The 12,202-nt window shown below is 68.5% G+C and carries 10 protein-coding genes and 1 tRNA gene; 3 read left to right on the top strand and 8 right to left on the bottom strand.

Going from position 1 to position 12,202, the window contains the following annotated elements; all coding sequences use genetic code 11:
• The first annotated feature begins 22 nt into the window (after positions 1-22).
• Positions 23-1,351 carry an MFS transporter gene (locus tag O1W71_RS01180; protein ID WP_269266197.1) on the top strand — a complete coding sequence of 443 codons (1,329 nt, stop codon included), beginning with the start codon at positions 23-25 and terminating at the stop codon, positions 1,349-1,351.
• A 29-nt stretch (positions 1,352-1,380) separates the two neighbouring features.
• Here O1W71_RS01180 and O1W71_RS01175 read toward each other — a convergent pair whose 3' ends face one another.
• From O1W71_RS01175 to polA, 6 genes are all read right to left on the bottom strand, one after another.
• Positions 1,381-1,641, bottom strand: coding sequence for a DUF6458 family protein (locus O1W71_RS01175; RefSeq protein ID WP_269266196.1), 261 nt, complete (start codon positions 1,639-1,641; stop codon positions 1,381-1,383).
• An 88-nt stretch (positions 1,642-1,729) separates the two neighbouring features.
• Positions 1,730-2,500: an SGNH/GDSL hydrolase family protein gene (locus tag O1W71_RS01170; RefSeq protein ID WP_269266195.1), complete on the bottom strand. Its 771-nt coding sequence runs from the start codon at positions 2,498-2,500 to the stop codon at positions 1,730-1,732.
• On the bottom strand, positions 2,490-3,842 hold the full coding sequence (locus tag O1W71_RS01165; protein WP_269266194.1) for an MFS transporter: 1,353 nt from the start codon (positions 3,840-3,842) through the stop codon (positions 2,490-2,492). The genes O1W71_RS01170 and O1W71_RS01165 overlap by 11 nt, the downstream gene beginning before the upstream one ends.
• A gap of 43 nt (positions 3,843-3,885) precedes the next feature.
• Positions 3,886-4,926, bottom strand: a complete 1,041-nt coding sequence (locus O1W71_RS01160; RefSeq protein WP_112614828.1) for an LLM class flavin-dependent oxidoreductase — start codon at positions 4,924-4,926, stop codon at positions 3,886-3,888.
• 71 nt (positions 4,927-4,997) lie between these two features.
• Positions 4,998-6,674, bottom strand: a complete 1,677-nt coding sequence (locus O1W71_RS01155; protein WP_269266193.1) for a DUF885 domain-containing protein — start codon at positions 6,672-6,674, stop codon at positions 4,998-5,000.
• Positions 6,675-6,710: 36 nt separating this feature from the next.
• Entirely contained in the window at positions 6,711-9,350 is a 2,640-nt protein-coding gene (gene polA, locus O1W71_RS01150; RefSeq protein ID WP_269266192.1) for a DNA polymerase I, read from the bottom strand.
• A gap of 58 nt (positions 9,351-9,408) precedes the next feature.
• Between polA and O1W71_RS01145 the strand changes: the two genes are divergently transcribed.
• The gene (locus tag O1W71_RS01145) at positions 9,409-9,840 is read left to right on the top strand and encodes a hotdog fold thioesterase (RefSeq protein WP_112614834.1); all 432 of its coding nucleotides are present in this window, start codon (positions 9,409-9,411) and stop codon (positions 9,838-9,840) included.
• Between the two features lie 64 nt (positions 9,841-9,904).
• Here the strand turns inward: O1W71_RS01145 and O1W71_RS01140 are convergent, their stop codons facing one another.
• A complete protein-coding gene (locus tag O1W71_RS01140) occupies positions 9,905-10,522 on the bottom strand; it encodes an ANTAR domain-containing response regulator (protein WP_112614836.1) in 618 nt (205 codons plus the stop codon).
• Positions 10,523-10,603: 81 nt separating this feature from the next.
• Between O1W71_RS01140 and O1W71_RS01135 the strand changes: the two genes are divergently transcribed.
• Positions 10,604-10,684 (top strand) — tRNA-Leu (locus O1W71_RS01135).
• Positions 10,685-10,742: 58 nt separating this feature from the next.
• On the opposite strand, the gene pyk is transcribed toward O1W71_RS01135, so the two are convergent.
• On the bottom strand, positions 10,743-12,191 hold the full coding sequence (gene pyk / locus O1W71_RS01130; protein WP_112614838.1) for a pyruvate kinase: 1,449 nt from the start codon (positions 12,189-12,191) through the stop codon (positions 10,743-10,745).
• Positions 12,192-12,202: the final 11 nt, after the last annotated feature.

Below are 12,202 nucleotides of genomic sequence, written 5' to 3'. Positions count from 1 at the left end.
GCCCGCTCGGCCGGGTCACCCGATGAGCGTCGCGGCTCGGATGAGCGGTCCGGGGCTCCGGGCATGGCTCGTCTGGGGAACCGGCGTCGCCGCGTACATCCTGTCCATCACGAATCGGACGTCGCTCGCGGCCGTGGGCGTGGACGCAGCCGAGCGCTTCCAGGCGGACGCCGCGACGCTGTCGATGTTCGCTGTCGTCCAGCTCGCGGTGTACGGCGGGATGCAGATACCCATCGGCGTCCTGCTCGACCGTTACGGCTCCCGGCCCATCATGACGATCGGCATGATCCTCATGGCGGTGGGCCAGCTGACGATGGCTCTCTCCCCCAGCGTCGGCGTCGCCATCGTCGCACGCATGCTCCTCGGAGCCGGCGATGCCGCCATCTTCCCGGCGGTCCTCCGACTCGTCGCGACCTGGTTCCCGGCGCAGCGCGGGCCGCTCATGGTGCAGATGACCGGCATCCTCGGTCAGGCCGGCCAGCTCGTCGCCGTCATCCCCCTCTCAGCACTCCTGCACGCCACCAGCTGGTCGGTCGCCTTCGGCAGCGTGGCCGGCCTCGGCGTCCTCTTCGCGGTCCTCGTCTTCCTGCTGGTGCGCAACCACCCGCCGGAGGTCGATCGTGACGTCAGCGTCAACACCGACACGGGCGCCATCCGGGTGGTCACCTCGAGCGTCGACACCGGCGTCGGCATCCGTGCCGCGTGGGCGCACCCCGGCACCCGGCTGGCGTTCTGGTCTCACTTCACGACGCCGTTCGCCGGCACGGCGTTCATCCTGCTGTGGGGCATCCCGTTCCTCACGGCGGGAGAGGGCCGGACTCAGGCCGAAGCGACTCTCATCACGACGCTCTACGTCTTCGCGGGGATGGCGCTCGGACCCATCATGGGTGAGCTCTCCCGCCGCATCCCCAACCTCCGCTCACGCGCCCTCGTCCTGCCGGCGGTCGCCGTGCAGCTCATCGCATGGACAGCGGTGATCCTCTGGCCGGGCACTGCGCCGGGGTGGCTCCTCGTGGCTCTCGCCGTCGCCCTCGCGACCGGGGGTCCCGCGTCGATGATCGCGTTCGATCACGCCCGGACGCACAACCCCTCGCATCGCCTCAGCACGGCGACGGGACTGACGAACGCCGGCGGCTTCCTCGCCGCCCTGATCGCCGTGTTCAGCATCGGCTTGGCGCTCGACCTGCAGGGTGCGGGAACGCCGGCGACGTACTCGCTCGAAGCCTTCCGCATCGCCTTCCTCACCCAGGTGCCGCTATGGCTCATCGGCGGTGCGTTCATCGCGATCGAACGCAAGCGCACCCGCATCCACATCGGGATGGACATGCCGAAACGGCCGCGACGGGCGTGAGCCCACCGCGGCCGTTCACAGCGGCTGCGTCAGAGGATGGGGTCGCCCGAGGTGCTCGTGCTGTTGCGGGTGACTCGCTGGCCGCTGGCGGGGTCGACGGCGGTACGGCTGACCGTCTCGGTCTGACGGCGCCGCACCATCAGGACCAGGCCGATGACGAAGATGAGGGCTCCCGCGCCCATCAGGATGTAGCCGATGAGGTCGAGGTTCACCCACTCGACCTCGACGTTCACGGCGAACGCGAGGATCGCGCCGATGACGAACAATGCGATTCCGGCACCAATGCTCATGTCAGTTCCCTTCGGGTGTGCGGACCCGTTGATACTGGCGCGCGCGCGTGGTTCCACGCACCGGCTTGACACGCGTTCTCGCTGCGTGTCAGGCGCGCGGTGCGACCTCGATCCACGAGCCGAACTTGGGCTGACGGTTATCACCCGATGAACGCCCGGTGAGTCGGCGACGTACCCAGGGAGCGAGGTGCTCTCGGAAGTACTCGCCGCGGGCGAGCACCGGCGGTTGGTCGTCGACGGGAAGAGACCACCACTCCCCCGGCGCCTCGTGGCCGAGGGAACCGAGCACCCGAGCGGCGACCCGATGGTGACCGCGGGCGTTCATGTGAAGTCGGTCGGCCGACCAGTAGGACGGATGGGTCAATGCACGGTCGTACCAGTTCAAGGCGCGGACGACGTCGTCGCGATCCGAGATGCGCTCGACGACGGCGTCCGAGAGCGCGTCCCCCCGACGGTTGATCAGACCTCCCAACGGCAGCTGCGCCGACGGATTCGCACCCGACAGCAGGATGAGGCGGACGCCTTCCTCATCGCACCGCCGCAGCACCTGCACGAAAGCGTCGACGATGTGGGCGATCGACGTCCGCGGGCGCAGCATGTCGTTGCCACCGCCGTTGAACGACAGGTGGGTCGGGCGCAGAGCGAGGGCGGCTTCGAGTTGCTCGTCGACGATCGGGCGGACCAGTTTGCCGCGGATCGCGAGATTGGCGTACTGCACGGGTCGCCCCGTCGCGTCGGCCCAGCCAGCGGCGACGAGGTCGGCCCAGCCGCGCACGGCGCCGTCGGGCAGCTCGTCGCCCACGCCCTCGGTGAACGAATCGCCGATCGCGACGTAACGAACCTCTGTCTCAGCGGTCATCGAGCGACTCTCCTCTGCGGTCGACGAGTCCCCACGCACCGGCGGCGGCGAGGACGAAGAACACGGCGAACACGACGAACAGCACCGGAGCGCCGCCCCACAACAGGAGCGGCGGCACAGACAGGGGCGCGAGGATCGATGCGATGCGGCCGACACCGGCCGCCCAGCCGGCCCCGGTGCCGCGCAGCGACGTCGGGTACATCTCCGGCGTCACCGCGTACAGCGCACCCCAGGCGCCCAGGTTGAAGAACGACAGCGCCATGCCCGCGGCGATGATGACCGTCTCGGTGCCGGCCGTCCCGAACACCACGGCGGATGCCGCCGAGCCGATGAGGAACACCGACAGGGTCAGGCGTCTGCCCCAGACCTCAATTAGCCAGGCCGACACGGCATAGCCCGGCAGCTGAGCGAGAGTGATGATCAGGGTGAACCCGAACGATCGGACGAGGTCGTAGCCCTGCGTGTACAGGATCGTCGGGATCCAGATGAAGGCGCCGTAGTACGAGAAGTTGACGCAGAACCAGACCAGCCACAGGCTCGCGGTGCGGCCGCGGAACTCGGACGACCAGAGCGCGCGGAGCCGGCCGGTCGACGACACGGCGGCGGGCGCCGCGATCGCTTCCGCTCCGACGGCAGCGCCGACGTCGCGCGACGTGGTCGCACTGTTCGTCTCGAAGCTCCGGACGACCGCCTCGGCCTCGGCGTGCCGGCCGCGGCGTTCGAGCCATCGGGCCGACTCGGGCAGCCCCCAGCGCACGATCAGCGCGTACACCGCGGGGATCGCGCCGACGACGAATGCCCAGCGCCAGCCCTCGTCGACCTGTGGGATCACGAAGTAGCCGATCAGAGCGGCTGCGGTCCACCCGACGGCCCAGAAGGCCTCGAGGATGACGATGACCCTGCCGCGAATGCGGGCCGGCGCGAACTCGCTCACGTACGTGCTCGCGACGGGCAGCTCGGCGCCGAGACCGAGTCCCACGACGAAGCGCAGGACGAGCAGCATCGCGAGTCCGCCGACCAGAGCGCTCGCCCCGGTCGCGACTCCGTAGACGAGGAGTGTGACCGCGAACACCGAGCGGCGTCCGAACCGGTCTGCCAGCAGCCCGCCGAGGCTCGCACCGATCGCCATCCCGGCGAAGCCGGCCGACGCGATCCACGACGCCTGCGAGGTGTCGAGCGACCACTGCGCGATGAGCGCCGTGATGATGAACGAGATCAGCCCGACATCCATCGCGTCGAGGGCCCATCCCAGCCCGGACCCGGTGAGGATTCTCAGGTGCCGACGCCCGAAGGGCAGATCGTCGAGGCGGCGCGCCACCGAGGGCGTCGCGGTATCGGTCATTCGACCATGCTATTGACCCGCGACACCCTCGGACACCACTCACTCAGTCGTCGGCGAGCATGTCCCGCACGAGAGGCGCGACCTTCGTGCCGTAGAGCTCGATCGAGCGCATCATGCTCTCGTGGGCGAGCGTCCCGTGCGAGAACTTCAGATCGAACCGGTCGAGCTCCAGCGTTCGGATCGTCTGCGCGAGCTTGCGCGCGACGGTCTCCGGCGACCCGGCGTACACGGCACCATCCGGTCCGAGATCGTGCTGGAACTGCAGGCGCGAGTAGGGCGGCCACCCGCGCTCCGCGCCGATCGCGTCGCGGTTGACCTTCATCGCCGGGAAGAGCTCCTCCCACGCTTGCTCGTCGGTGTCGGCGACATGGCCGGGCGAGTGCACCCCGACCGGCAAGCGGTCGGCACCCATCGCATCGCGGGTGCGGTGGAAGAGATCGACATAGGGGCGGAACCGTGCCGCACCGCCGCCGATGATCGCCAGCATCAGGCCGTAACCGTTGTGGGCCGTTCGCAGCACTGACTCGGGCGAGCCGCCGACGCCCACCCAGGCGCGGAGCCCGTTCTCGGTCTTCGGGAAGACATCCGCGTCCGTCAGCGCCGGCCGGGTCCGGCCCTGCCAGCTGACCGGCTGCTCGGACCGCAGCCGGCCGAACAGGTCGAGGCGTTCCTCGAACAGGATCTCGTAGTCGGCGAGATCGAACCCGAACAGCGGGAACGACTCGGTGAACGAGCCCCGTCCGAGGATGATCTCGGCCCGGCCGTTCGAGACGGCGTCGAGTGTTGCGAAGCGCTCGTAGACCCGCACAGGGTCATCACTGGAGAGGACCGTGACCGCGGTGCCCAGGCGGATGTCCTTCGTGCGGGCAGCGGCAGCGGCCAGCACGATCTCGGGGCTCGACACGGCGAACTCGCGACGGTGGTGCTCCCCGACCCCGAAGAAGCTCAGGCCGACCTCATCGGCGAGCACCGCCTGGTCGACGACATTGCGGATCGTCTGCGCGTCGGACAGCAGCTCGCCGTCGGCGCCGCGGGTGACGTCGCCGAACGTGTCGAGGGCGAACTGGACGGATGTCGCGGTCATGGGGCCACCTTTCATTCATCCGCATACAACGGCGGGATGGGAAGAGTATTCCCGTCCCGCCGTCGTCGTGTTCAGCCCTGCGCGAGCGCCATGCGGAGCGTGTCCAGTCCGACACCGCCCAGGCGCAGCGCCTTCATGTGAAAGGCCTTCACGTCGAATTGCTCGCCCGCGCGCGCGGCGTAGTCATCGCGGATCTCCTCCCAGATCCGCTGACCCACCTTGTACGACGGTGCCTGGCCCGGCCAGCCGAGGTAGCGGTTGACCTCGAAGCGGATGAACTCCTCGGGCATGTTGACGTTGCGCTTCATGAACTCGAGCGCGTACTCCGCGTCCCACACGCCCTCTCCGTCGGGGCGCTCCTTCCCCAGATGCACGCCGATGTCGAGCACGACGCGAGCGGCACGCATGCGCTGTCCGTCGAGCATGCCCAGCCGGTCCGCCGGGTCATCGAGGTAGCCCAGCTGCTCCATGAGGCGCTCCGCGTACAGCGCCCAGCCCTCGGCGTGTCCGCTCGACCCGGCGAGCAGCCGCCGCCAGGCGTTCAGCTCGAACCGGTTGTACACCGCCTGGGCGATCTGCAGGTGATGGCCCGGAACGCCCTCGTGATAAACCGTCGTCAGCTCACGCCAGGTGTCGAACGAGTCGACCCCCTCCGGCACCGACCACCACATGCGACCGGGGCGCGAGAAGTCGTCGGTCGGACCGGTGTAATAGATCCCGCCCTCGTTAGTGGGGGCGATCATGCACTCGAGCGTGCGAATGGGCTCGGGGATGTCGAAGTGGGTGCGACCCAGCTCGTCGACGGCGCGGTCGCTCGTCTCCTGCATCCACTTCTGCAGGGCCTCGGTGCCGTGGAGCTTCCGGGACTCGTCCTTCTCGAGGTGCGCCACCGCCTCTTCCACCGTGGCGCCCGGGAGGATCTCGTTCGCGATCGATTCCTGCTCGGCGACCATCCGAGCCAGTTCCTGGAGCCCCCACTCGTAGGTCTCGTCGAGGTCGATCGTGGCGCCCAGGAATCGGCGGGAGTGCAGCGCGTACAGCTCGCGCCCGACCGCGTCGGTCTCGCCCGCCTCGGGGAGGAGCTCACCGGTGAAGAAAGCGGCGAGAGCGTCGTACGCGACGCGGGCAGCGTTCGCGTTGTCCGCCAGCTCACGAGCCAACGATGCGGGGAGGCTGCCCTCGGTCGGCGCGGCATCTGCCGCGAACGTCGCGAAGAAACCCGTGTCCGCCGTGTAGCGACCGATCTGCGTGGCGACCTCGGAGACCTGACGGCGCGCCGGGACGACGCGCCGGGCGATGCCCTCGCGGAGCGTCTCGATGTACCCGTCGATAGCGGCCGGAACCGCACCGAGACGTTCGGCGATGACGCTCCAGTCGTCGACCGTAGCCGTGGGCATGAGGTCGAAGGTGTTGCGGATCTCCTGCGCGGGCGACGCGATCACATTCACGTCGCGCAGGTGAGCGCCCGCCTCGGCCAACTCGATGTTCAGCCGCAGGTCACCGGCGAGGTCCGCCTTCGTGACGACATCGACGTCGTCCGTGGGCTCGGCCGCCTCGAGAGCGGCGAGGGCGCTGCGTGCGGCCTCGAGTGCCCGAGCCGTGCCCGCAGGCGAGTAGTCGTCGAGTCGTGCGTTGTGCTCGAAACGGCCGATGTACGTCGCGAGCCCGGGAGAGAGCTCGGCCAGGGTGTCGACCCACGCATCGGCGATCCGGTCGATCGGCGTGGGGGTGCGCTGTGCTTCGGTCATCCTCCGAGCCTACTGCGGCACCCCCGCGCGACGAGGTCAGTGACCGGCGACGTCCCAGTCGCCGCCCCGCCCGATCTGAACGTCGAGAGGCACCGTGAGCTCAGCGGCATCGCCCATGCGATCGCGCACGATGCGCTCTGCGGCATCCCACTCACCCGCAGCGACCTCGACCACGAGCTCGTCGTGGATCTGCAGCAGCACTCGAGAGCGGAGGCCCTCGGCGCGGAACTCGCGGTCGATCCGGAAGAGCGCGATCTTCATGATGTCGGCTGCGCTGCCCTGGATGGGTGCGTTCAGGGCGGCGCGCTCGGCATTCTCGCGGAGCACTCGGTTCGGACTCGCGAGGTCGGGGAACGGACGGCGCCGGCCGAAGATCGTCTCCGTGTAGCCGTCGATGCGGGCCTGCTCGACACTCGAGCGCAGGTAGTCGCGCACCGCCCCGAAACGGGCGAAGTACTCGAGCATGAGCTGCTTGGCCTCCGACTGCTCGATGCGCAGCTGCTTCGACAGGCCGAACGCCGACAGGCCGTAGACGAGTCCGTACGACATGGCCTTGACCTTCGTGCGCATCGCCGGCGTGACATCGGCCGGCTCGACGCCGAACACGCGCGCGCCGACGAAGCGGTGCAGGTCTTCGCCCGAGACGAACGCCTCGATGAGCCCGGGGTCTTCGGAGAGGTGCGCCATGATGCGCATCTCGATCTGCGAGTAGTCGGCGGTCAACAGGGTCTCGTACCCCTCGCCCACCTCGAAGGCGGCCCGGATGCGGCGGCTCTCCTCATTGCGGATGGGGATGTTCTGGAGGTTCGGGTCGGTGCTCGAGAGCCGGCCGGTCTGGCTTCCCGTCTGCACGTAGGTCGTGTGGATGCGGTCGTCGGCGGCGATCGCGGTATCGAGCGACTCGATGATCTGACGCAGCTTGGTGGCTTCACGGTGCTGGAGCAGCAGCTCGAGGAACGGGTGCGGGTTCGACTCCTGCAGATCGGCGAGCACCGCCGCGTCCGTGGAGTACCCCGTCTTCGTCTTGCGGGTCTTCGGCAGCTGGAGCTGCTCGAACAGTACCTCCTGCAGCTGCTTGGGCGAACCGAGATTCACCTCGCGGTCGATCGTGGCGTACGCGCGCTGTGCGATGTCGTCCGCTCGTGCCGCGAGTTCTGCCGAGAACGTCGAGAGCTTGTCGTGCGACACGGCAACACCCGCGAGTTCCATGTCAGCGAGGGTGTCGAGCGTCGGAAGCTCGATATCGGAGAGCACGGAGAGGACGGGCGCGGGCATCTCGGCGCGAACCGCCGCTGCCGTGCGCAGCGCGAACCAGGAGAGCTGTCCCGGCGTGGCACCCTCCGTCTCGGGAACGAGCTGAGTCGGATCGGCCTCCGGCAGCTTCTCGTCGAGGTAGCGGTGGACGAGGTCGGCGAGCGTCTTGTCGGGGAAACTGGGGCGCAGGAGCCACCCGGCCAGGATCGGGTCGAAGACGAGCCCGCCCAAGCGGACACCGCCGCGCCGCAGCGCCTTGACCTGGAGCTTGGCGTCGGGGATCACCTTGGGCGCGTCGGACTCGAGCCACGGGCGCAGGGCCTCGGCAACGTCGTCGCCCCAGGTGCCCTCGACCGCTTCGGCGGCGTCGGCGAGGCCGATGCGCTGCGGAAAACCTCCCGCGACCATGACGGTCACGCCGACCTCGCCGTCGCGGGCCGCCGCCCACGCGGCGAGGTCGGCAGCGGAGAGCTCGGCGGCCGTCGGGGCCGGAACGGCGGGTGCGGCGGTCTCGACGGCCATCGCGGGATCGGCACCCGCAGCCTCGAAGACGCGCGGCAGCAGCGTTCGGAACTCGAGCCGGGCGAAGATGTCGCGCACCGCTTCGGCGTCGATCGGGCCGACCGCGAGGTCAGCGGGTGTGACGCCGAGCTCGACGTCGCGGAGCAGGCGGTTCAGCGAGCGATTGCGCCGGACATCATCGAGGTGCTCCCGGAGGTTCCCCCCCACCACTCCCCCGATCTTGTCGGCGTTCTCGAGCAGGGCGTCGAGCGACCCCCACTGCGTGAGCCACTTGACCGCGGTCTTCTCGCCGACTTTGGGCACTCCAGGCAGGTTGTCGCTCGTCTCGCCGACGAGGGCGGCGATGTCGGGATAGTTCTGCGGCGGCAGACCGTACTTCTCGACGACAGTCTCGGGCGTGTATCGCTTGAGCTGCGAAACGCCCTGAACGCTGGGGTAGAGCAACGTCACGTCGTCGGTCACGAGCTGGATCGTGTCGCGGTCGCCCGAGCAGACGAGCACCTCGAATCCGTCTGCTTCGCCCTGGGTCGCGAGGGTCGCCAGGATGTCGTCGGCCTCGTAGTCCTCTTTGGTCAGCACCGTCACGTTCATCGCGGCGAGGCACTCCTGAAGGAGCGGGATCTGGCCCTTGAACTCGGCCGGAGACTCGGAGCGATTGGCCTTGTACTCCGTGTACTCGCGCGTGCGGAACGACTGTCGCGACGTATCGAAGGCGACCGCGAGATGGGTCGGCTTCTCGGCCTTGATCAGGTTCACGAACATCGACAGGAACCCGTAGATGCCGTTGGTGTGCTGGCCGTCCTTCGTCGTGAAGTTGTCGACCGGCAACGCGAAGAACGCCCGGTAGGCCAGCGAGTGGCCGTCGACGACGAGAAGGGTAGGCTTTGCGGAGTCCGTCACCCGTCCAGCCTAACGACGACCGCGGACACCACGACCCGCTGCGACCGAGGGGTGAAGCATGCCCGAGAAGACCGACACCGACACCGGCCTGGCCTGGGCACAGGGCCGCGGCAAGGGAGCTCTCGCCGAGCGCATGGGCATCGAGTTCACGGAGTTCACCACCGAGCGCTGCGTCGCGACGATGCCCGTCGAGGGCAACACCCAGCCCGTGGGCCTGCTCCACGGCGGCGCGTACGTCGTGCTCGGCGAGTCTCTCGGCTCCATGGCGGCGAACATGCACGCCGGCCCGGGACGCCTCGCCGTCGGCGTCGACATCAACGCCACGCACACGCGATCCGCGACGAGCGGTGTCGTGACGGGCGTGTGCACTCCCCTGCATCTCGGGCGCTCGATGACGGTGCACGAGATCGTCGTATCCGACGAGCAGGGGCGCCGGTGCTCCACCATCCGCATCACGAACCTCATCAAGGACGCCCCCGCGGCATCCTGACGCGACGACGAAGCCCCCTCCCGAACCGGGAGGGGGCTTTCTCGTGACGCCGCAGCGCTGCGGTCTACTTCTTGGGGGCGAGCTGCTCGATGATCGCTTTGGCCACGTCCTGCATCGTGAGGCGGCGGTCCATCGACGCCTTCTGGATCCAGCGGAACGCCTCGGGCTCGCTGAGACCCATCTTCTCGTTGAGCAGACCCTTGGCCCGGTCGACGAGCTTGCGGGTCTCGAAGCGCTCGACCATGTCGGCGACCTCGGCCTCGAGGGTGATGATCTGCTCGTAGCGGGCGAGCGCGATCTCGATGGCGGGGAGCAGATCGTTCGGGGTGAAGGGCTTGACGACGTAGGCGAGAGCACCGGCCTCGGTCGCCCGCTCGACGAGCTCCTTCTGGCTGAACGCCGTCAGCAGGACGACGGGCGCGATGTGCGCCTTGCCGAGCCGTTCGGCGGCCGAGATCCCGTCGAGGACGGGCATCTTGACGTCCATGATCACGAGATCGGGACGCAGCTCGGTCGCAAGCTGCACCGCGGTCTCGCCGTCGCCCGCCTCGCCGACGACGTCGTATCCGTTGTCGCGCAGGATCTCGACGATGTCGAGTCGAATGAGCGACTCGTCTTCGGCCACGACGACTCGGCGCGGTGCGGGAGCGGCCGACGTGGGGACCTCTTCTTGCTCTGTCACCTTTCGATCCTACGGTATGGGCGTTCCGGACACGGTTCCGTCGGGTGACACCGCGCAAGACGGTATTGTCGATGTGCGTGCGCCGGTGTGGCGGAATGGCAGACGCGACCGACTCAAACTCGGTTGTCTTCGGACGTGTGGGTTCGACTCCCACCACCGGCACGACGAAAGGGCGGGCACCTCGTGGAGAGGTGCCCGCCCTTCGGCATTCACGTGGCGCTTACTGGATCGCCTGGTAGATCGGCGCGCGGCCGTTGACGGCGTCGCCGATCTTGTGGATGCGGATGTCGTTGGTCGATCCCTGGATTCCGGGAGGGGACCCGGAGATGACGACCACCTTGTCGCCGACCTCGGCGAGGCCGTTCGAAAGGAAGTAGTCGTCGACCTGGTGGAACATCAGGTCGGTGTGCGCGACCTCCTCCACGAGGCTCGAACGGATGCCCCATGTCAGGGCCATGCGACGACGGATCGCCGGGTCCGGGGTGAACGCGATCATGGGGATCTCGGGACGCAGACGCGACATGCGGCGCGCGGTGTCGCCGGACTCGGTGAACATGCAGAGGAACTTCGCCTCGATGAACTGCGCGACCTCCATGGCGGCGAGCGTGATAGCCCCGCCCTGCGTGCGCGGCTTCGCCGTCAGCGGTGCGATGCGCTCGAGACCGTGGGTCTCGGTCGAGTCGACGATGCGCGCCATGGTCTCGACGACGACGACGGGGTACTTGCCCACGCTGGTCTCGCCCGAGAGCATCACGGCGTCGGCGCCGTCGAGGACGGCGTTGGCGACGTCGCTGGTCTCGGCGCGCGTCGGCACCGGGTTCTCGATCATCGACTCCAGCATCTGGGTCGCGACGATCACGGGCTTGGCCATACGGCGGCACAGCGCCACGGCCTTCTTCTGCACGATCGGCACGGCCTCGAGCGGAAGCTCCACGCCGAGGTCGCCGCGCGCGACCATGATGCCGTCGAAGGCGTCGATGATCTCCTCGAGGTTCTCGACCGCCTGCGGCTTCTCGATCTTCGCGATGACGGGGACCTTGCGGCCCTCCTCCGCCATGATCTCGTGCACACGCGTGACGTCGGCGGCATCCCGCACGAACGACAGTGCGATGATGTCGGCTCCCTGCTGCAGCCCCCAGCGCAGGTCGGCCTCGTCCTTGTCCGACAGCGCCGGAACGCTCACGGCGACACCGGGCAGGTTGATGCCCTTGTTGTTCGAGACGGGGCCGGCGACGATGACCTTCGTCGTGACGACCGAGCCCTCGACCGACACGACCTCGACGCGAACCTTGCCGTCGTCGATGAGCAGGAAGTCGCCGGGCTTGACGTCGCCGGGCAGGCCCTTGAACGTCGTCGAGACGATCTCCTTGGTGCCGAGGATGTCGTCGGTCGTGATCTTGAAGACGTCGCCGACCGCGAGCTGGTGCGGCCCGTTCTCGAACTTGCCGAGACGGATCTTCGGCCCCTGCAGGTCGACCAGGATCGCGACGGGGCGACCTGCGTCGTCGGCGGCCTTCCGCACGTTGGCCCAGCGGGCCTCGTGCTCCGAATAGTCTCCGTGGCTGAGGTTGAATCGGGTCACGTCCACACCGGCGTCGATGATGGCTCGCACCATCTCGTAGCTGGCTGTGGCCGGTCCCAGGGTGGCGACGATCTTGGCGCGTCTCACTGATACTCCGA

This window comes from Microbacterium sp. H37-C3, assembly GCF_027157935.1.
Taxonomy (GTDB): domain Bacteria; phylum Actinomycetota; class Actinomycetes; order Actinomycetales; family Microbacteriaceae; genus Microbacterium; species Microbacterium plantarum.
The sequence above is the reverse complement of the archived record's forward strand: the minus strand, read 5'-3'. Positions and strand labels throughout refer to the sequence as shown.

Coding starts and splice junctions, on each gene's coding strand:
- O1W71_RS01180 (WP_269266197.1), top strand. CDS start 23: ATGAGCGTCGCGGCTCGGATGAGCGGTCCGGGGCTCCGGGCATGGCTC.
- O1W71_RS01175 (WP_269266196.1), bottom strand. CDS start 1,641: ATGAGCATTGGTGCCGGAATCGCATTGTTCGTCATCGGCGCGATCCTC.
- O1W71_RS01170 (WP_269266195.1), bottom strand. CDS start 2,500: ATGACCGCTGAGACAGAGGTTCGTTACGTCGCGATCGGCGATTCGTTC.
- O1W71_RS01165 (WP_269266194.1), bottom strand. CDS start 3,842: ATGACCGATACCGCGACGCCCTCGGTGGCGCGCCGCCTCGACGATCTG.
- O1W71_RS01160 (WP_112614828.1), bottom strand. CDS start 4,926: ATGACCGCGACATCCGTCCAGTTCGCCCTCGACACGTTCGGCGACGTC.
- O1W71_RS01155 (WP_269266193.1), bottom strand. CDS start 6,674: ATGACCGAAGCACAGCGCACCCCCACGCCGATCGACCGGATCGCCGAT.
- O1W71_RS01145 (WP_112614834.1), top strand. CDS start 9,409: ATGCCCGAGAAGACCGACACCGACACCGGCCTGGCCTGGGCACAGGGC.